This window comes from Stenotrophomonas mexicanensis (genome assembly GCF_032911605.1).
In the GTDB taxonomy this organism is placed as follows: Bacteria; Pseudomonadota; Gammaproteobacteria; order Xanthomonadales; family Xanthomonadaceae; genus Stenotrophomonas; species Stenotrophomonas maltophilia_A.
The window spans coordinates 1-20,823 of record NZ_JAWJTG010000038.1; the positions used below are offsets into that span (position 1 = coordinate 1).

At 66.5% G+C, this 20,823-nt stretch carries 14 protein-coding genes; 8 read left to right on the forward strand and 6 right to left on the reverse strand.

Annotated features, from left to right (window positions below):
* Positions 1-207 precede the first annotated feature (207 nt).
* From R1L06_RS15430 to R1L06_RS15460, 7 genes are all read left to right on the forward strand, one after another.
* Positions 208-2,370, forward strand: a complete 2,163-nt coding sequence (locus R1L06_RS15430; RefSeq protein ID WP_317218146.1) for a S46 family peptidase — start codon at positions 208-210, stop codon at positions 2,368-2,370.
* A 249-nt stretch (positions 2,371-2,619) separates the two neighbouring features.
* Positions 2,620-3,264: a histidine phosphatase family protein gene (locus tag R1L06_RS15435; RefSeq protein ID WP_010483945.1), complete on the forward strand. Its 645-nt coding sequence runs from the start codon at positions 2,620-2,622 to the stop codon at positions 3,262-3,264.
* A gap of 41 nt (positions 3,265-3,305) precedes the next feature.
* The gene (gene folC, locus R1L06_RS15440; RefSeq protein ID WP_317218147.1) at positions 3,306-4,577 is read left to right on the forward strand and encodes a bifunctional tetrahydrofolate synthase/dihydrofolate synthase; all 1,272 of its coding nucleotides are present in this window, start codon (positions 3,306-3,308) and stop codon (positions 4,575-4,577) included.
* A gap of 81 nt (positions 4,578-4,658) precedes the next feature.
* Positions 4,659-5,687: an SPOR domain-containing protein gene (locus tag R1L06_RS15445; protein ID WP_049400927.1), complete on the forward strand. Its 1,029-nt coding sequence runs from the start codon at positions 4,659-4,661 to the stop codon at positions 5,685-5,687.
* A gap of 46 nt (positions 5,688-5,733) precedes the next feature.
* The gene (locus R1L06_RS15450) at positions 5,734-6,513 is read left to right on the forward strand and encodes a CvpA family protein (RefSeq protein WP_049400926.1); all 780 of its coding nucleotides are present in this window, start codon (positions 5,734-5,736) and stop codon (positions 6,511-6,513) included.
* Positions 6,514-6,543: 30 nt separating this feature from the next.
* Positions 6,544-8,010 carry an amidophosphoribosyltransferase gene (gene purF, locus R1L06_RS15455; protein ID WP_032129068.1) on the forward strand — a complete coding sequence of 489 codons (1,467 nt, stop codon included), beginning with the start codon at positions 6,544-6,546 and terminating at the stop codon, positions 8,008-8,010.
* A gap of 9 nt (positions 8,011-8,019) precedes the next feature.
* On the forward strand, positions 8,020-8,844 hold the full coding sequence (locus tag R1L06_RS15460) for a ferritin-like domain-containing protein (protein WP_317218148.1): 825 nt from the start codon (positions 8,020-8,022) through the stop codon (positions 8,842-8,844).
* Between the two features lie 68 nt (positions 8,845-8,912).
* Here the strand turns inward: R1L06_RS15460 and R1L06_RS15465 are convergent, their stop codons facing one another.
* Positions 8,913-10,370 carry a T6SS phospholipase effector Tle1-like catalytic domain-containing protein gene (locus R1L06_RS15465; RefSeq protein ID WP_317218149.1) on the reverse strand — a complete coding sequence of 486 codons (1,458 nt, stop codon included), beginning with the start codon at positions 10,368-10,370 and terminating at the stop codon, positions 8,913-8,915.
* 225 nt (positions 10,371-10,595) lie between these two features.
* On the opposite strand from R1L06_RS15465, the gene R1L06_RS15470 reads away from it, so the two are divergent.
* Positions 10,596-11,849, forward strand: a complete 1,254-nt coding sequence (locus R1L06_RS15470) for a zinc-dependent metalloprotease (RefSeq protein ID WP_049400924.1) — start codon at positions 10,596-10,598, stop codon at positions 11,847-11,849.
* Positions 11,850-11,936: 87 nt separating this feature from the next.
* On the opposite strand, the gene lpxH is transcribed toward R1L06_RS15470, so the two are convergent.
* The 5 genes from lpxH to R1L06_RS15495 all read right to left on the reverse strand — a co-directional run bounded on the left by lpxH (position 11,937) and on the right by R1L06_RS15495 (position 20,792).
* The gene (gene lpxH / locus R1L06_RS15475; protein WP_317218150.1) at positions 11,937-12,683 is read right to left on the reverse strand and encodes a UDP-2,3-diacylglucosamine diphosphatase; all 747 of its coding nucleotides are present in this window, start codon (positions 12,681-12,683) and stop codon (positions 11,937-11,939) included.
* Between the two features lie 67 nt (positions 12,684-12,750).
* On the reverse strand, positions 12,751-13,290 hold the full coding sequence (locus tag R1L06_RS15480) for a phosphatase PAP2 family protein (RefSeq protein ID WP_049400923.1): 540 nt from the start codon (positions 13,288-13,290) through the stop codon (positions 12,751-12,753).
* A complete protein-coding gene (locus tag R1L06_RS15485) occupies positions 13,271-14,416 on the reverse strand; it encodes a glycosyltransferase family 4 protein (protein ID WP_032129074.1) in 1,146 nt (381 codons plus the stop codon). Before R1L06_RS15485 ends, R1L06_RS15480 begins: the two co-directional genes overlap by 20 nt.
* 145 nt (positions 14,417-14,561) lie before the next feature.
* Positions 14,562-17,486, reverse strand: coding sequence for a TonB-dependent receptor domain-containing protein (locus tag R1L06_RS15490; RefSeq protein ID WP_317218151.1), 2,925 nt, complete (start codon positions 17,484-17,486; stop codon positions 14,562-14,564).
* Positions 17,487-17,822: 336 nt separating this feature from the next.
* A complete protein-coding gene (locus tag R1L06_RS15495; protein WP_317218152.1) occupies positions 17,823-20,792 on the reverse strand; it encodes a TonB-dependent receptor domain-containing protein in 2,970 nt (989 codons plus the stop codon).
* Positions 20,793-20,823 lie beyond the last annotated feature (31 nt).

Below are 20,823 nucleotides of genomic sequence, written 5' to 3' on the forward strand. Positions count from 1 at the left end.
CACGCAAAAGCCCCTCCATGGTGCTCGATGGCGCCATCCATGGCGCCAACGGTCCCGTCCAGGGTGACCACGCCCCCTCTGGACGATTTCCGTGTGCGCGGCCGACGTGCGCCTGGCAGAGCAAGAAGCAGGCCCATGACTTCCGGGGTTCGGGCCGGGGCAGGGCGGCGGGCTACAATCGAAGGTTCCACTACCAGGGGCCGCTCCATGCGCTCGAACCTGCTTGCATTCTCCATCGTCGCCAGCCTCGGGCTGGCCCAGGTCGCCCATGCCGCTGAAGGCATGTGGGTGCCGCAGCAGCTGCCGGAAATCGCCGGCCCGCTGCAGAAGGCCGGCCTGAAGCTGTCCCCGGAACAGCTGGCCAACCTGACCGGCGACCCGATGGGCGCCGTCGTTGCCCTCGGCGGCTGCACCGCCAGCTTCGTCTCGCCGCAGGGCCTGGTGGTCACCAACCACCACTGCGCCTACGGCGCCATCCAGCTGAATTCGACCGCGCAGAAGAACCTGATCAAGGACGGCTTCAATGCGCCGACCCTGAAGGACGAACTGAGTGCCGGCCCGAACGCCCGCGTGTTCGTGCTCGACCAGATCACCGACGTCACCGCCCAGGCCAAGGCCGCCATTGCTGGCGCCGGCAACGATCCGCTGGCCCGCAGCCGCGCGCTGGACGCCTTCGACAAGGCCCAGGTCGCCGCCTGTGAAGCCGATGCCGGCTTCCGCTGCCGCCTGTACAGCTTCTCCGGCGGCAATACCTACCGCCTGTTCCGCAACATGGAAATCAAGGATGTGCGCCTGGTCTACGCGCCCCCGGGCAGCGTCGGCAAGTTCGGTGGCGACGTCGACAACTGGATGTGGCCGCGCCACACCGGCGACTTCTCGTTCTACCGGGCCTATGTGGGCAAGGACGGCAAGCCGGCCGCCTTCGCTGCCGACAACGTGCCGTACCAGCCCAAGCACTTCCTGAAGTTCGCCGACCAGCCGCTGGGCGCCGACGACTTCGTGATGGTGGCCGGCTACCCGGGCCGCACCAACCGCTATGCACTGGCCGGTGAGTTCAACGAAACCGCCAGCTTCACCTACCCGACCATCGCCAAGCACTACAACGCAGTGCTGAAAATGATCGCCGACGCCGGCAAGGCCGACGCCGACGTCAAGGTGAAGTACGCAGCGACCGCCGCCAGCATGAACAACGTGGCCAAGAACTACCTGGGCCAGCTGGAAGGCTTCAAGCGCATCGACGCCGCCGGCCAGAAGCAGGCTGAAGAAGCCGCCGTGCTGGCCTGGCTGAAGAAGCAGGGTGCTGCCGGCAAGCCGGCCCTGGCCGCCCACGCGCAGCTGCTCAAGCATCTGGATACCAGCAAGTCGACCCGCGAACGCGACCTGTTCGTCGGCCAGTTCAACAACACCTCGGCCGTCGGCGCGGCGATCACCCTGTATCGCCTGTCGATCGAGCGCAGCAAGCCGGATGCCGAACGCGAAGCCGGTTACCAGGAACGCGACCTGACCACCATCGAAGGTGGCCTGAAGCAGATGGACCGTCGCTACGTGGCAAAGATGGACCAGCAGCTGCAGACCTACTGGCTGGACCAGTACGTGGCCCTGCCGGCCGCGCAGCGCGACAACGAAGTGCTGAACAAGTGGCTGGCCGGCAGCGATGCCGCTGCGGTCAAGTCGCTGGTGAACAAGCTGGGCGGCACCGAGCTGGGCAGCCTGGACAATCGCCTGAAGTGGTTCAAGGCCGACCGTGCCGCGTTTGAAGCCAGCAGCGATCCGGCCATCCAGTACGCCGTGGCCGTCATGCCGGCACTGCTGAAGCAGGAAGAGCAGAAGAAGATCCGCGAAGGCGAATCACTGACCGCCCGCCCGCTGTACCTGCAGGCCGTGGCCGACTACAAGAAGAGCCAGGGCGAGTTCGTCTATCCGGATGCCAACCTGTCGCTGCGCATCACCTTCGGCAACGTCATGGGCTATGGCAAGGACGGTGTGAAGTACACCCCGTTCACCACCCTGGAAGGCGTGGCGGCGAAGGAAACCGGTGAAGATCCGTTCGATTCGCCGAAGGCGCTGCTCGATGCGGTCAAGGCCAAGCGTTACGGCGGCCTGGAAGACAAGCGCCTTGGTTCGGTGCCGGTGAACTTCCTGTCCAACCTGGACATCACCGGCGGCAACTCCGGTTCGCCGGTGCTGGATGCCAACGGCAAGCTGGTCGGCCTGGCCTTCGATGGCAACTGGGAATCGGTCAGCTCCAACTGGGTGTTCGACCCGGTGATGACCCGCATGATCGCCGTCGACAGCCGCTACATGCAGTGGATCATGCAGGAAGTGGCGCCGGCGCCGCAGCTGCTGAAGGAACTGAACCTGGTCAAGTAAGGTTCGCGGTTCCGGGCGGTCCCTCCACGCATGGCGTGGATCTACTGCCTGTACCGAGGGTAGTGCCGGCCGCTGGCCGGCAACCTCGACCAGATAGCCGGAGTTTCCGAAACCCCGCGACCCACGTCGCGGGGTTTTTTCATGCCCGGCCCGGCCCGGTGCGCCGAACAGGTATCATCCCTGTTCCGCGTACTTCACAGGATGTGAACGAAACGCGGAAACCTCCTCCCCCCAGGACCCCTTGCACGCATGCGCATCCTGCTTGCCCGCCACGGCGAAACGCCGTGGAACGCCGAAGGCCGCTACCAGGGCCAGATCGATATTCCGCTTTCGCCGATCGGTGAAGCCCAGGCCCAGGCACTGGGTGCCCGCCTGGCCTCGGTGGACATCACCCGTGCCGTCGCCTCGCCGCTGTCGCGCGCCCAGCGCACCGCGCAGCTGGCGCTTGGCGCCGCGCGTGCCGACATGCTGCTGACCGAGCCGGAGCTGCAGGAAATCGCCCACGGTGAGTGGGAAGGCCTGCTCGCCAGCGAGATCAACGAAAAGGATCCGTCGCGCCTGCAGGCCTGGCGCGAGGAGCCCGATACCGTGCTGATGCCCGGTGGCGAATCGCTGCGCCTGGTGCTGGAACGCAGCTGGCGTGGCCTGGCCCGTGCCACCGAAGGCCTCGGCGAGCACGACACCCTGCTGGTGGTTGCGCACGATGCGGTCAACCGCGTGATCCTGTGCAAGGTGCTGGGCCTGCCGATTTCCCGCCTGTGGACCTTCCGCCAGGCGCCGACCACGCTCAACCTGCTCGAAGGCGCCGACCTGGACAGCCTGGAAGTGGTGCGCCTGAACGACTGCGCCCACCACACGCCGTTCTTCGGCGAAGCCAAGCACCGCGCACTCTGACCCGCCACACCGAACCACCTGTACCTGCTGGAAGCACTGCCGTGACGAACACCCCGACCACCCTGGCCGATTGGCTGGATTACATTGAACGCCAGCACCCGGCGACCATCGACATGGGCCTGGAGCGCTTGCGCGCCGTGGCCACGGCGATGGGTCTTGGCGCGCCGGCCGGGCGCACCATCGTGGTCGGTGGCACCAACGGCAAAGGCTCCACCGTGGCCTTCATCGAGGCCATCGGCCGTGCTGCCGGTTGGAAGGTGGGTGCCTACACCTCGCCGCATCTGCTGCGCTACAACGAACGTGTGCGCATCGATGGCCAGGATGTCGACGATGCGGCGCTGGTTGCTGCGTTCAATGCCGTCGAAGCGGCACGCGGCGACACCACGCTGACCTATTTCGAGTACGGCACGCTCGCTGCTTTGCAGCTGTTCGCCGACGCCGGGCTGGACCTGGCGGTTCTGGAAGTGGGCCTGGGTGGCCGCCTCGATGCGGTCAACATCGTCGACGCCGACGTGGCAGTGATCACCACCGTGGACATCGACCATGCCGAGTGGCTGGGCGAGGACCGCGAAGCGATCGGCGCCGAGAAGGCCGGCATCATCCGCGGCTGGAAGCCGGTGATCCTGGGCGAGACCGATCCGCCGTCCAGCGTGCTGGCGCGTGCCTATCTGGTCGGTGCCAACGCGATCCGCGGCGGCAGCGATTACTTCTACGAGCCGATCGACGCCCAGCGCTGGCGCTGGCGCGACGTCGGCCTGCGCATGGAGCTGCCGACCCCGGCGCTGGCCGGCCCGATCCAGCTGGCCAATGCCGGTGCTGCCATCGCCGCCCTGCGCGCGCTGGACAAGCCGGTGCCGCGTGCGGCGTGGGCTGCCGGTATCGCAGCAGCGCGTATCTCCGGCCGCATGCAGGCATTGGAGCGCGACGGCGTGCAGATCCGCGTGGACGTGGGCCACAACCCACAGGCGGCGGGCCAGCTGGCGCGTGCGCTGAAGGCCGAAGTGTCAGCCGGCCGCACCCTGGCGGTGTACGCCGCGTTGCAGGACAAGGACGCGGCGGGTGTGGTGCAGGCCCTGCAGGACGTGGTGGGCGAGTGGACCCTGGCCGGGCTGGACGGTCCGCGTGGGCAGAGCGCCGCTCAGCTGCAGGCACGCCTGAGCGGTACGGTGGCGGCCAAGGCACCGCTGGCCGATAGCGTCGAACAGGCCCTGGCGCAGGTGCTGGCCCAGGCTGAGCGGGGTGATCGGGTGCTGGTGTTCGGCTCCTTCCATACCGCCGCTGCGGCCCTGCAGTGGCTGCGGGGCGACGCCTGATCCGCGTTCAGCCAACGCCGACGCCGGCCGGTCCGGCACCCGTATAATCGACGGCAATCTCCGGACAGTTGCCTGCCTCACGTGGATACGCCTCTGAAACAGCGTCTGATTGGTGCCATCGTGCTGGTGGCACTGGCCGTGATTTTCCTGCCGATGCTGGTCAAGGGACCCGCACCCGACAGCGGTGTCGCCAATGTGCCGATCGCCGCGCCGGATGCGCCGGCCGATGGCCAGTTCGAAACCCGTGAGCTGCCTCTGGTCGCCCCGGCCGGTGGTGCCACCGGCCTGCAGACCGGGCAGGCCAAGCCGCTGCAGGAGGCTGCCACGCCGGCTACGCCGCCGACCGTGGACACCTCGCCGGCAGTCGCCGCCGGCAACTATGCGGTCACCTTCGGTGCCTACGGCAGCAAGGCCGACGCCGATGCGGTGATCGCCTACCTGAAGCGCTCGCAGCTGCCGGGCTTCGCTGAAACGGCCACCATCAACGGCCGCCAGGCATGGCGCGTGCGCGTTGGACCTTACGCCGACCGTGCCCAGGCCGAAGCGGCCCGCCTGCAGGCGGTGAAGATCCGTGCGGATGTGAAGGCCGAAGTGATCACCCTGGACGCGGCGGCCGGCAGCAGTGCCCCGGTTGCGGCCACCCCGGCACCGGCTGCGCCGAGCGCCAGCACCCCGTCCGCAGCTGTTGCGCCCTCGGCCAGCGGCAACCCGGTCCGCAGCGAAAGCCTGCCGCCGAGCACGCCAACGGCGACCGCGCCGCCGGCCGCCAAGCCGGAACCGCCGAAGCCGGCGCCGAAGCCCGAACCGAAGCCGGAGGCCACCGCCAGCAAGCCGGCGACGGCGCCGACCACACCGGCAGCACCAGCTGCCAGCGGCGTCGGCTTTGCCGTGCAGCTGGGCGCGTTCGGTCAGGCCAACGATGCCAATGCCCTGCGCGACAAGGTTCGTGCCGCTGGTTTCAGCGCTTTCGTCGAGCAGGTGCGCACGGACAAGGGCACCCTGCATCGCGTCCGCGTCGGGCCGGTGGCCAACCGCGCTGACGCCGAGCAGCTGAAGGCGCAGGTCGCCGCCAAGGTCGGCGTGGCCGGCATGGTCCGACCGCACCCATGACCCACGCGCAGCCCCGTTGCCAGCGCCGCCGAAGGAGCGGGGCGCCATGATCGACGTGGTGCTGCTGATCGTGATCGCCGCCTCGACCCTGCTGGGGATGCTGCGCGGCTTCGTCGGAATCGTCATCGGCACCCTGTCGTGGCTGCTGGCCGCGTGGGCGGCCTTCGCCTTCGGCAATGATGCCGCCCACTGGTGGGCCGCTCCGGCGGCCCCCGGTGGCGAACACTTCGTCGGTGGCTACCTGGGGGTCGGCATCGGCGTGATGATCGTGGTCGCGGTCATCGGCATGGTCATCAAGGCCCTGGTCCACCGCAGCATGCTGACCAGCCTGGACCGCCTGCTGGGCGGGGTGCTGGGCGCGGTGCGAGGCGGCCTGATCGCCGCGGTCCTGCTGCTGCTGGGCAGCTTCACCCCGCTGACCGCCGAACCCTCGTGGCAGCGCTCGGCGGTGCGTCCGTTGCTGAACCCGACCGTGGCCTGGATGAACAGCAAACTGCCGCACTGGGAGGTTCCCGGGGCCGATCTGCTGCCCAAGGCCTTGCCGACCGACGCGCTGTCCCCATCTGCATTGATGGAGTTGGGCAAGAACGCAGGCGCCGGGTTGGGAAAGCCGGGCGCGGCAGGTGATAATGGCATCCTCAACCAGGTAGTGGCAGGCAGCGGATGGCTGCGGCCTGCGAAAGCGGAACAGGGCGATTCCTACGATCCGGCCGAAGTGCGCCCGGACGCTCCTGCACTGCCGGACAGTATCGAGCCGGGCGATCCGGCCAACGTCGACCGCGCGCGCGGCGACCACCGCGGCCAGGTACGGCCACCTTCCTTGTAACTGGGCACAGCCCAGCGGAGACCTCGCACCATGTGTGGCATCGTCGGAATCGTCGGCAACCAGAACGTCGCCGGGCAGTTGTATGACGGCTTGACCGTTCTCCAGCACCGTGGCCAGGATGCGGCGGGCATCGCCACCGCCAGCGGCAGCCGCCTGCGCGTGCAGAAGGCCACCGGCCTGGTCCGCGATGTGTTCGATGCCCGCACCATGTCCACCCTGGAAGGCAGCGTCGGCATCGCCCATGTGCGTTACCCGACCGCCGGTTCGGAAGGCATGGACGAGGCACAGCCCTTCTACGTCAATTCGCCGTACGGCATCGCGCTGGCCCACAACGGCAACCTGATCAACACCGAAGCGCTGCGCCAGCAGGTGTTCGAACAGGACCGCCGCAACGTCAACACCGATTCGGACAGCGAAGTGCTGCTGAACGTATTTGCCTATGAACTGGAGCAGCAGCGCCAGCTCAGCCCGGAAGCCGCGATCCGCGCGGTGGCTGGCGTGCACCGCCGCTGCAAGGGCGGCTATGCGGTGGTCAGCGTGGTGCTGGGCCTGGGCCTGGTCGCCTTCCGCGACCCGCATGGGATCCGTCCGCTGGTACTGGGCAAGCGCAGCCACGCCGAAGGTGACGAGTACATCGTCGCCTCCGAGTCGGCCGCGCTGGACGTGCTGGGCTTCCAGCGCGTGCGCGACGTGCAGCCGGGCGAAGCGCTGGTGATCACCGCGCGTGGCGAGCTGTTCTCGGAGATCTGCGCCGAGCCGGCCGAGCACACCCCGTGCATCTTCGAATACGTGTACTTCGCGCGCCCGGATTCGATGATCGACAACGTCTCGGTGCACAAGGCGCGCATGCGCATGGGCATCAAGCTGGGCGAGAAGATCCTGCGCCTGCGCCCGGACCACGACATCGACACCATCATCCCGATCCCGGATACCTCGCGCGATGCCGCGCTGGAGATCTCCAACGTGCTCGGGGTGAAGTACCGCGAAGGCTTCATCAAGAACCGCTACATCGGCCGCACCTTCATCATGCCGGGCCAGGGCGAACGCGTGAAGTCGGTGCGCCGCAAGCTCAACCCGATCCACCTGGAGTTCCGCAACCGCGTGGTGCTGCTGGTGGACGATTCGATCGTGCGCGGCACCACCAGCCAGCAGATCGTGCAGATGGCCCGTGATGCGGGCGCGCGCAAGGTCTACCTGGCCAGCGCGGCACCGCCGGTGCGCTACCCGAACATCTACGGCATCGACATGCCGGCGGCCGAAGAGCTGGTCGCGCACAACCGCACCGTGGAAGAGATCGAAGCCCACCTGGGCTGCGACTGGCTGATCTACCAGGACCTGGAAGACATGGAAGCGGCGGTGAGCGAGGGCAACCCGGCGCTGCGCAACTTCGATTCGTCCTGCTTCAACGGCCACTACCCGACGGGTATCGAGCCGGGCTACTTCGAGCGCATCCAGCAGCTGCGTTCGGACGACGCCAAGCACAAGCGCCGCGCCTGAGGTCCAGGCGTGGTCGATGTACCCGACGTTGGTGGCGACCTGCTGCGCGCTGCGCAGCAGTGCCTGGCCGAAGCCGACCCGCTGCGCAAGGTGGCGCTGACCCAGGCCTATGCCGCCGCGTTCCGTGCTGGCCGCCTGAAGGTGGCGGCCGATGCACCGCCGCCGGAGCCGATCCGCATGCCCGGCCGGCCGGCGCAGCTGGTGCTGGTGCATCCGCGTGAAGTGCCGCGGCGTGGACTGGGCGGTGTGGAAGGGCGTGCCGCCTTCATCCACGCCATCGCCCATATCGAACTCAACGCGATCGACCTGGCCTGGGATGCGGTATACCGCTTCCGTGGCCTGCCGTCGGCGTTCCATGCCGACTGGGTCAGCTGTGCCGACGACGAATCGCGGCACTTCATGCTGCTGCGCGAACGCCTGCAGGTGCATGGCCACGACTATGCCGATTTCCCAGCGCACAACGGCCTGTGGGAAATGTGCGAAAAGACCGCCCATGACGGCCTGGCACGCATGGCACTGGTGCCACGCGTGCTGGAGGCGCGCGGCCTGGACGTGACGCCCGGCATGATCGGGAAGCTGCGCAATGTCGGCGATGGCGAAACCGCCGATGTGCTGGAAGTGATCCTGCGCGAGGAAGTGGCGCACGTCGCTGCCGGTTCGCGCTGGTACCGCTGGTACTGCGACCGCGCCGCTGTCGAGCCGCGTGCGCGCTTCAAGGAACTGCTGGTGGAGTACGCCGGCGGCTACCTGCATGGGCCATTCAACATCGAAGCGCGCCTGCTGGCCGGGTTCGATGCGGATGAGCTGGCCAACCTGGTTGAACAGGCCGGCTGAAGAAAAGGGGACGGAGGGGATTAAGTCGTTTGTGCCACAAACGACTTAATCCCCTCCGTCCCCTTTTTTCATGCGTTCGGCAACACCACGCGCTTGCCATCCACCGTTGGCCGGTTGATGTAGAACAGGCCGGGACCCGGCCGGTACGGCAGTTCGCTGACGCCGGCATCGGCGGCGTAGGTCAGTGCGGTGTCGCCCAGTGCATCGAAGTTCCAGTGCGCCGACTGCATCAGGTAACGCCGTCGCAGCAGCGCCTCCTGTGTCTGCGTCAGTGGCTGTCCGGCCACCAGTCGGCGTGCGATCGGCTGCAGGGCGGACGGCAGCTCCCAGCCGGAAACTCCAGCGACATTGGCGGTCCATTGCACGCCAGCATCGATGGCCTGCTGCTGCATCACCTGCAGTGCGATCAGCTGGTAACGCCAGTCGATGCGCCGACGCAGCACCACCGCGGCGGTCACATACAGCAACGGCGACAACAGCACGCTGCGGCTGCCGGCGCGACGCTGCTGCTGCCACTGGTGCCAGACGTCCACCCAGATCTCCTTTTCACCCACGCCCAGCTGCTGCCGCCAGCGTTCGGCGTCGGCCTGCGTTTCGGCGTAGGCCGTGGTGGCCTGCAGCAACGCCAGTGGAGGGACCTGGTAGTCGGAAACCGCTGGGCGACGCAGCTGCTGCCTGCGCGGACGGCTGAGCAGCTTGGGCCCTTCTTCCAGCTGGTTGTAGCCACCGCCGATGTTGGCGTGCACGCCGGGCAGGGCGATCTCGGTGAACGTTGGCGCGACGCTGGTCAATGGATAGTGTTGGCGATGCTCGTCACGCGCGGCCAGTTGCACGACGCGTGCCGCGATGCCACTGCGCAGGGCGAGCTGCGGGTGTTCATCGGCGCGGCCACCATTGACTGCAACCACGGTGTCGAACAGTCCGATGAAGCGCAGCACCGGCGTGACGGCGGCGAAGTCCGCAGTGCAGGGCAGGCCGGCGCCCTGCAGCAGCTGGCGCCAGCGCGCGCTGTCCCAGGCCTGCAGCTGGTTTGCGATATCACGTGCCGCGGCAGCACCGCGCGAATAGCCGAACAGATCCAGCTGCACGCCACGCAGCGGTCGCTGCCAGCGCGCGGACAGCTCGGCCAGTGCCGCCGGCAGCAGCACCTGCAGCGCGCGCTGCACTTTCGCGCGAACGCCACTGGCACCGATGCCGAAGGCCAGTCCGATCAGATCGTCATCGGCATCATCGCGGGTCCCCACGCCCTCGACATAGATCGACAGCGAAGGAGCGGCCATCGCATCGCGGCGGCTGTCCGGATACAGCTGCTGCAGGCGAGCGATGTTGGTCAGGCCGTTGTCGTAGCTGCTGGTCAGCCGGCTCTGGTAGGTCGAATCATCATCCGCGCGCAGCTGCGCCGGGCGTGGCTGCGGAACCTGTGGGCGACCACGTGCCAGGTTGTGTGCGTTGTTGCGGGTGCCATCGAAGAACAGGCCGATCCGCAGCAAGCCGAAATCTTCGTCCGTGTCCTGCGATGGTGCCATGTGCATTCCCCGTCGTGGCTGCGTCACGGTAGCGCGAAAGCGGTGTATTGGCGAAGTGTAGTGACGCTTTTGACCTTACTTAACGCAGATGCGGTCAATCACAGTTCCTGATTTTCATTCCCATCTTCTATTGAATTCACACGACCCGCGCAGGCCAGATGGCCAGACCCGGTAGACCCGGGCGTGCTGCATCAACGCTGTTCACATCATTCAAGGAGCGACGCAATGTTGTCCAGATCGATTGGCAAAGCGGCAGGTGGCCTGGTGTTGGGTTTGTCGGTGGCAGCGGCCGCGCATGCGGCACCGTTGTTCGAGCCGGTGACGGTCATCAGCCGCGCATCGGCAAACAGTGAGCCCGCGCTGGGCAAGCTGCTGGCCACCCCGTCCACCGCGACGGTACAGGAAGTGCGTGTCGACGCTGCTGCCACTGCGCAGCCGCAGCTGGAGTTCGAACTGCTTGGCCAGCGCGTGCAGGCGGTGCGCAGCAAGGTGGAAGCCCTGCCCGATGGCGGCAGCATCTGGTACGGCCAGTTGCGCTCGCCGTCCGATCGGCTGACTGCCGCCACTTCGAATGGCCAGGATGATCCCGGTAACTCAGTGATCCTGGTGCGTTCGGGCAACACCCTCACCGGTTCGATCCGCAAGGACGGCAAGCTGTATCGCCTGCGCCCACTGGGCAACCGCCATGTACTGGTGGAAGTGGATGAATCGCGGATGCCGGCCGATCATCCGGCCGACTACAACCAGCTGCCGAAAATCCCGATGGGCAACAATGACCGCATCGGCATCGCGCAGGCCTCGTCCGGTACCCCGGCCACCATCCGCGTGCTGGTGGTGGCAACCAATGCAGCGGTAACGGCCTATGGCGGCAACATGCAGTCGCTGGTGCAGCTGGCGGTGGCCGAATCCAACCAGGGCTACGTCAACAGCAACGTGGGCATCACCCTGCAGCTGGCCGGCTATGAAACCACCAGTTACACCGAATCCGGCAACTTCACCACGGACCTGACCCGCTTCCGCAACACCAGCGACGGCTACATGGACAGCATCCACACCAGCCGCAACAACACTGCGGCCGATGTCGGCGTGCTGCTGATCAACAACACGAGCTACTGCGGGTTGGCCTCGGGCATCGGTTCGACGGCATCGACGGCGTTCGCGGCGGTGTACTGGGATTGCGCGACCGGCTACTACTCCTTCGCGCATGAGATCGGCCACCTGCAGAGTGCGCGGCACGATATCGCCAGTGATCCCAGCACGTCGCCCTATGCCTATGGGCACGGTTATCGCTACGAGCCGTCCTCCGGTTCGCGCTGGCGCACGATCATGGCTTATGACTGCTCGGCCGGCTGCCCGCGCCTGAACTACTGGTCCAACCCGAACATCAGCTACAACGGCATCCCGATGGGCAATGCCAGCACCGCCGACAACCAGCGCGTGCTGGTCAATACCAAGGCCACCATCGCGGCCTTCCGCTGAGGCCAACCGCCGACCGAGGTCGGCGTCTACCCGGGTGCGTTCACCTGCCCTGGTAGATGCCAACCTTGGTTGGCACCCCGCGATCCATCATTCGCGCGCGAGCGTATCCAGCGACCAGCCGCCGGCATCCACGCGCAGCACCGAACCCTGCTCGTACCAGTCACCCAGCACGATGCGGTTGCAGGCGCGGCCACCGGCCTGCAGCGTGTGCACCGCCGGGCGATGGGTGTGGCCGTGGATCATGGTGTCCACGCCATAGCGCACGAAGGTGGCATCGACTTCGGCGGGTGACACGTCGGTTACCGACTCGAACTGCGCACGATCATCCTGCTTCATTTCCGACTGGCGGGCCTGGCTGGCATCGCGTGCCTTCTGCGCGAAGGCGATGCGTGCGGCCAGCGGCTGCGACAGGAACTGCGCTTGGAACACCGGGTCGCGCGTCTGTGCACGGAACTGCTGGTAGGGGATGTCGTCCGTGCACAGCAGGTCGCCGTGCTGCAGCAGCACCGGGCGGCCGTACAGCTTGATCACGCACGGGTCGGGCAGGATGCGCAGGCCGGCACGGCGCGCATAGTCTTCGCCGAGCAGGAAGTCGCGGTTGCCGCGGATGAAGTACACCGGCACGCCGCTGTCGGAAAGTACCTTCAGCGCGTCGGCCACCGCATCGGCAGCAGGCGAGGGCGTGTCGTCGCCGATCCAGGCTTCGAACAGGTCGCCGAGGATGTACAGCGCATCGGCGCCGGGCGCCTGCTCGCGCAGGAAGCGCAGGAACAGGTCGGTGATCTCCGGACGGCTGGGGTCCAGGTGCAGGTCGGAAATGAACAACGTGGTCATGCAGGCATTCTAGGGCATCCACCGCCGGGCATGGCCCGGCGCTACCGAAGGGATCTGACCCCGGGGGCTACACCGGCAGCGGCAACCAGGCCAGGCTGGCCGATGCCAGCAGGATGGCAATGCCGGTGGCGGCCAGTACATCGGACGGGTAGTGCAGGCCCAGCACCACCCGCGACAGCGCGACGCCGAAGGTGAACGGCACCAGTAGCGGCGCCAGCCACGGGTAGTAGGCCAGCGCGACGATGGTGAACGACACCGCGTGCAGGGTGTGGCCGGAGGGGAAGCTGAACTCGTCCAGCGGCGCCACCCAGGCGCGGATGCGCAGATCGGCCGCATACGGGCGGGGACGCCGAGTCCAGCGCTTGAGGCCTTTGTAGAGCAGCAGTGCGGCCAGGCCGGTGGCGGCCATGTGCACCGATGCACGCAGTCCGTCGAAGCCGTCCAGCGCCACCAGCGCGCCCATCAGCACGTACCAGAACACGCCATCGCCGAGCCGGCTGATGACCGAGAACAGGCGACGCACGCGGCGACGCCGGCAGTAGTGGTTGGCCCGGCGGCAGAGCCGCGCCTCGCGGCCAGCCAGCAGCTCAAGCGGCGTGGTGCGCATGGCCGCTCCTCCGCGACTGGGCCAGCTCGGCCAGCAGGGCATCGAATTCGGCAACCACCTGCTGTGGATGCAGGCGCTTCATCGCACGCGCGGCGCTGCTGCCGAATTCGCGGCGCCGTGCATCATCGGCGGCCAGCTGCACCGCTGCCTCGATGAACTGCTCATCGTTTTCCACGGCCGCACCGTTCTCGCCATCACGCAGGTATTCGCGGGCCGCACCGTAGTCGAAAGCGACGGTGGCCAGGCCGCTGGCCATGCTTTCCAGGGTCACGTTGCCAAAGGTCTCGCTGCGGCTGGGGAACAGGAACAGGTCACCGCTGGCGAAATGCCTTGCCAGGGCTTCGCCGCGCTGGATGCCGCAGAAAATGAAATCGGGGTTTTCATGTGCCAGTTTTTCGCGGGCCGGACCATCACCCACCCAGACGAAGCGGGCCTTGGGCCGGATCTGCTGCAGGCGGCGGAAGGCTTTCACCGCCAGGCCAAGGTTTTTTTCCGCAGCGATGCGGCCGACATGGATCGCGACCAGGCCGTTGCCGTCCACGCCCCATTCCTCGCGCAGCGCCGGGTCGCGCCGGCCCGGATCGAACTGCTGGCTGTCGACCGCCCGTGCCAGCAGGCGTACGCGTTCGAAGCCCTGTTCACCGAGGAACTGCTGCAGCTCGCGGGTGGGCACCAGGGTTGCATCGGCCTGGTTGTGGAAGCGGCGCATCCAGCGCATCGCGGCGGCCTGCAGCCAGGCCACGCCGTAGTCGGGCAGGTACTCGTCGAAGCGGGTATGGAAACCACTGGCGACCGGAATGCCAAGGCGGCGCGCGGTGCGCAGCGCCGACCAGCCCAGCGGGCCTTCGGTGGCGATGTAGACCGCATCGGGACGCTGCTGCTGCCAGTGGCGGTTGAGCCTGATCGGTGCAGGCAGGCCAAAGCGCAGGCCGGGGTAGCGCGGCAGTGCGGCGCCCGGCACCAGCAGCGTGCCCGGTGCCGAGTCCAGTGCTTCGCTGGTCTGGCGTGGCCGGATCAGGTCGATGTCATGGCCGGAATTGCGCAGTCCCTGCTCCAGGCCCTGCACGGTGAGGGCAACGCCGTTCACTTCCGGCGGGTAGGTCTCGGTGACGATGGCATAGCGCATGGCGGGCCTCCGGGTTTCCGGCATGCTCGGGCCTGGCGATGTAGCCGATATGACCGCTTTGCGACCACGGGATGACGGTGGTCAGGTCCCTGTACGAAGCCACGGCCCCGAAGGGCCATGGCGGTCGTGCAGATGGCGGGGTGGATCAGAAGCGCTGCTGGTATTTCATGTAGATGAAACGACCGATGTCGAAGCCACCGTAGTAGGAGAAGTTGGCGCTCGGCTGGCTGTACATGGCCGGTCCCTGGCGGCCGAACACATTGTTGGCACCGATCGAGACGGTCGCATCCCATGGCAGGTTGTAGCGCGCCTGCACGTCGTGGAAGGTGACCGATCCGCGACGGTTGTAGTCACGGCTGCCACTGAACCACGGCGCGCGCTGGCCCGGGTGCGAGCACTCACCCGGATACGTGGCTGCATCCAGGCAACGCTCCTTGGCCGCGGAGAAATAGCGCAGGCCCCAGCTTAGGCCGAGGTTGCCACGCTCCCAGCCCAACGATGCGTTGGAGCGCACACGGAAGCCGATGCCGCCGTTGCTGGCGATGCCATTGCTGGGAATGGGCGGGGCATCCGCCTCGTTGGTGGTCCGTTCTTCCGCGGCGACCACATAGGTGGTCTTCCAGTCGGCGCTCAGCGTGCCCCAGGACGTTTCGATCTTGTGGCCGATCTCCAGGTCATAGCCTTCGGCCTGGCGGAACCCGCTGTTGCGGCTGCCATAGTTGAGCGTGTTGACGATGCCCAGTTCCGGGTCGCGGGTGAAACTGCCGCAGCGCTCGGCGATGCCCAGTTCGTAGCAGTCGCGGAGGATGTCGTTGGGATGGTCGGCGACGATGGTGTTGTCGATGCGGATCTTCCACCAGTCCAACGCAATGTTCAGTCCTTCGGCAAACGTCGGGCTCCAGACCAGGCCCAGCGTGCGGCTGGTCGAGGTTTCCGGCTTCAGGTCGGGATTGGAGCCGTTGGTGAAGGGCAGGGGCGTCTGCCCGCTGCTGCCGGTGATCGGCTCGTTGCCCTGGCCGAGCTGGCGGTAGCTGTCCGCGTTGGCGATGTCGGCGGCGCAGCGTGCACGTACCTCCGGGCTGCTGGCGGCGGCACCATAGACCGTATCGCAGGGATCACGGAAGCCGGTGGTGAAGGTCTGCGAGCCGCCGCCGTACAGATTCGAGATGGTCGGCGCACGGAAACCCTGGGCCCAGGTGCCACGGACCAGCAGCTGGTCGATCGGCTTCCACGAGATGCCGAACTTGCTGTTGAGGGTTCCGCCGAAGGTGGTGTAGTCCGAGTAGCGCGTTGCCATGTCCAGGGTCAGCTGGCGTGCACCGGGGAGGTCGCTCAGCACCGGCACGCTCAGCTCCAGATAGGCCTCGTCGACACGGTAGCCACCGCCGGTGGGGCCCGCCGCCAGATTAGTGGTGGCACCGGTCTGGGCCAGCGCATCGGGAATGAAGCGACCCTCCTCGCGGCGGCTCTCCACACCCAGGGCGAAGCCCAGTTCCCCGGCAGGCAGCGTGGCAAGGCCGCCACTGAGGCTGGCGAACAGGTTGCGGGTGGTGTTGCGGCCACGGGTGAGTTCCTCGGGGAACAGCCAGTCCTGCAGTTCGCCATTGCCGGTCAGGCCGTACGGGTCATCCTGGCCATACGGCACCAGTGGATTCCAGGGCTTGCAGCCGGCAATCGGTGCATCCGGTGTACCGCATTCCACCTTGCCGGTGGCCGGGTTGTAGAACGAAGGACCGGTGGAATCGGCAACGCGCTGCTTGTGCAGGTTGCCGGTGGCACGCTGCTCCAGCTCGCTGCGGTTGTACTGGTAGCCGGCTTCCCAATCGAAGTCGCGACCGGCGAACTGGAAGCTGCCTTCAAACGCTGCGACACCCTGCCAGGTGGTCAGTTCACTGGTGCTGACGCGTGGAATCTCCCAGGTTCGGCGGTTCCAGTGCACGTCGCTTGGGCGTTCATAGCCGTGGTGGCTGCCGAACGGATTGAACCAGCTGTCGGCGGACATCGGCGTGATGCCGGCCGCACCGGACTGGAACGGATAGCCGGCAATCTGGCGCGTGGTGGTGCGTCGGTTGTAGGCCAGCTGGGTGTTGAAGCGGATCTGGTCGTTCAGATCCATGCGTGCATCGACGAAGAGCGAATCGCGCTTGATCGGCGTCTGCACGTGCATCTGTTCATTGCTGTTGCTGACATCACCGGTGAACGGCGTGTTGTCACTGAGGTGGAAGCTGTCCGGCCCGCCCGGCTGGCTGCCGCGATCGAGCGAATAGCTGCAGCCACGGGCGCTGCTGCAGCCCGGGCCCTTGAAGCCGACGATGCGCCCCCACTGCCCGACCGTGGTCCAGCCATCGTCCGGATGACGATCGGTATAGGTGTAGGCGCTGAAGCCGCGGTCCTTCGCCCAAACGCCCTTTTCTTCGACATGCTCGGCGGCGACACTGATCGAAGCGCGGTCATTCGACCAGCCGGCAACCACGTCGTACTGGGTGCGGGCACCATCGCCTTCGCTGAACTGCCCGTGGTAGACGTTGGCGGTCACTCCCTGGACGTTGCGCCGGGTGATGATGTTGACCACGCCGGCCATCGCGTCGGAACCGTAGATGGCCGAGGCGCCGTCCTTCAGCACTTCCATGCGTTCCACGGCAGCGGCGGGAATGCTGGATATATCCTGGTAACCCGAAGTGGTCATGCCCAGGCGCTTGCCGTTGACCAGCACCAGGGTGCGCTGTGCGCCGAGGCCGCGCATGTCCACGTAGCTGCCGCCTGCGGCCTCGCCCGCACTGAGCGGGCTGGCACGGCTCAAGGCCGGGCTGCCGGTTGCGGTCAGGTTCTGCAGGATGTCGGCAACGGAATTGAAGCCCTGCCGTTCGATGTCGGCGCGGCTGATGGTCAGCACCGGCTGCGCGGTTTCCAGGTCGACCTGGCGGATGCGCGAACCGGTGATCTCGATACGGTCCAGCGTGGTGGCTTCCGGTGCGTGCTGGGCGAATGCGGGGGCGGCGAGTGCGGTGGTGGCCGTCATCGCCAGTGCACGACGGATCGCCAACCCGAGCTCGGGAATACGGATGGTCATGGGTCTCTCTCTCAGTCTTCGAAGTCTTCGGAACACAGCCAAGCGGGGCTGCGTCAACTCCACCGCGGCGGTGGATGTTCGAACCTAGTGAAGATGGATGGGGAGACGTATGGGCAAGCGACTAAAGCGCTGCAGACGGCCGTGACGCTTCTGCACAAAGCGGAAGCGAATCAATCGATTGCTCCAACCTGTGGCATCGCGGCGGACGCAGCGCAGAGGACCGTGTCCCTGATTGAACGCATCACGGTCAATGTGGAAAGCGACAGTCTGCGCGGAGGCAAAAAAAACCACGGCCCCGAAGGGCCGTGGTCGTCGAGCTTCAACAGCGCGGATGGATCAGAAGCGCTGCTGGTACTTCATGTACATGAAACGACCGATGTCGTAGCCACCGTAGTAGGAGAACGACGAGTTCGGCTTGCTGTACATCACCGGCGCTTCCTTGCCGAATACATTGTTCGCGCCCACCGAAACGGTGGCATCCCACGGCAGGTTGTAGCGGAACTGCACGTCGTGGAAGGTCACGGCACCGCGCTCGTTGTACGCGGTCGGCGACTTCAGCCACGGAGCCAGGAAGGTCGGATCGGAGCATTCGTCCGCATAACGCGAGGCGTTGAGGCAGCGCTCCTTCACACCGGAGTAGTAGCGTGCCGTCCAGCTGACGCCGAAGTCACCCACATCCCAGCCCAGCACCAGGTTCGAGCGCACGCGGAACGCAAGGCTGGTGGCGGTGCCGATGGTGTTGGCAACGCCGTTGATCGGCGTGATCGCTTCGCGGACATCGTTGGTGGAGCGGTAGACGTTCTTGCTGACGTAGGTGCTGGTCCAGCCTGCGCTCAGCTTGCCGTAGCTGGTGTCGACGCGGTAGCTGACATCCAGGTCGTAACCTTCGGTCTCGGCAAAGCCGGCATTGCGGTTGCCGAACTTCAGGCCGGTGACGATGCCGTTGGACGGGTCACGGCTGAAGCGGCTGCAGCGCGATTCGATGCCCTGCTCGTAGCAGTCCCTCAGGATCTGGTTCGGACTGTCACCGACGATGGTGTTGTCGATGCGGATCTTCCACCAGTCCAGCGCCACGTTGAGGTTGCTGAGGAAGGTCGGGCTCCACACCAGGCCCAGCGTCTTGCTGGTCGAGGTTTCCGGAACCAGCAGCGGGTTCGAACCGGACACGAACGGCGTCGGGGTCGCATCCTGCGCCGTGGTCACCGGGGCGTTGCCCTGCTTCAGCTGGCGGAAGTTGGCGGCATCGGCGATGTCACGTGCGCATCGCGCGCGGACTTCGGCACTCCCCTTGGCCGAGCCGAACACGGTGTCGCACGGATCGCTGAACTGCGCGAAGGTTTCCGAACCACCACCGTACAGGTCGTTGATGGTCGGGGCGCGGAAGCCTTCTGCCCAGGTACCACGGACCAGCAGCTGGTCGATCGGCTTCCACTTGAAGCCGAACTTGCTGTTGAGCGTGTTGCCGAAGGTGTTGTACTTGGAGTAACGGGTGGCGGCACTGAAGCTCAGCTCACGCGCACCGGGCAGGTCGGCCAGCACCGGCACGCTGAGCTCCAGGTAGGCTTCCTTCACGTTGTAGCTGCCACCGGTCGGGCCTGCGGCCAGGTTGGTGGTGGCGCCGGTCTGGGCCAGGGCATCGGGGGTGTAGCGGCCATCTTCCTTGCGGCTTTCCACGCCGAAAGCGAAGCCCAGGTCGCCGGCCGGCAGGGTCATGATGCTGCCGGACAGGTTGGCGAACGCGTTCTTGGTGGTGGTGCGGCCGGTGGTGCGTTCCGCCGGGAACAGCCAGGCCATCAGTTCTTCATTGCCGGTCAGCCCGTTCGGATCGTTCTTGCCGTAGGGCACCAGCGGGTTCCACGGCGTGCAGCCGCTGATCACCGCGCCCGGACGGCCACACATCACCTTGCCGGTGGCCGGATCCAGGAACGACGGACCCACAGCATCGCGCACGCGCTGCTTGTGCAGGTTGCCGGTGGCGGTAGCGGTCAGCTCGTTGCGGTTGTACTGGTAGCCCACGTCCCAGTCGAAGTAGCGCTGGCCGATCTCGAAGCTGCCATCCAGCGACACTACCGCACGGTAGGTCTTCAGTTCGCTGGTGCTCACACGCGGGATTTCCCAGGTGCGGCGGTTCCAGGCCACGTCGGTTGGCTTGGCATAGCCGTGCTGGTTGCCGAACGGATTGAAGTAGCTGTCCTTGGACATCAGGCCGGTGGCGGTCGGGTCGCCCGAGATGGACACCGAGCTGGACTGCAGGGGGTAGCCTGCAATCTGGCGCTCGGCTGAACGCTTGTTGTAGCCGAATTCGGTGCGCAGGTTGACCTGGTCGGTGATCTTGAAGCGACCGTCGAAGTACACCGAATCACGCTTGAGCGGATACATGACGTGCATCTGTTCGTTGGCGTTGCTGACGTCGCCGGTGAACGGGGTGGCATCGGTCAGGTGGTAGTTGGCCGGGTTGGTCGGGTCAGCACCACGGTTGAGCGAATAGCCGCAGCCGTCCTTGGTGTTGGTGCAGCCCGGGCCGCCCTTCAGGCCGGTGACTTGGCCCCACTGGCTCAGCGTGGTCCAGTTGGAGGCATCGTTCGGGTGGCGGTCGCTCACGCCGTACTTGCTGAACCAGCGGTCCTTGGCCCAGACGCTCTTTTCTTCGGAGTGCTCCAGTGCCAGGGTCAGCGACACGCGGTCATTGCTCCAGCCACCCACCACGTCGAAGCGATCGCGTGCGCCGTCACCTTCGCTGTACTGGCCGTGGTAGACGTTGGCGGTCACACCGTTGACGTTGGAACGGGTGATGATGTTGACCACGCCGGCCATCGCATCGGAACCGTAGATGGCCGACGCGCCATCCTTCAGCACTTCGATGCGCTCCACCGCCGACACCGGCAGCGAGGACACGTCCTGCAGGCCCGAGGTGCTGATGCCCAGGCGCTTGCCGTTCACCAGCACCAGGGTGCGCTGCGCGCCCAGGTTGCGCATGTCGATGTAGGTGCCGCCGGTGTTTTCGCCCGAGCTCAGTGCGTTTGCACGGCTGATCGCCGGGCTGCCCATGGCGGTCACGTTCTGCAGGATGTCGGCCACCGAGCTGAAGCCCTGGCGCTCGATGTCCAACCGGCTCAGTGCCAGGACCGGCTGAGCGGTCTCCACGTCCACCTGGCGGATGCGCGAGCCAGTGATCTCGATGCGATCCAGGGTGGTCGGCGCGGCGGTGCTGCCACTCTGGGCGAACGCAGGCAGGGCGGCCAGCGTCGCAGTGGTTGCCAGGGCGTAGCGGATGGCCTGCCCCAGGGGGGTGGTACGTGAAGTCATGACGAGCTCTCTCTCTCTCTCAGGTCGTGCA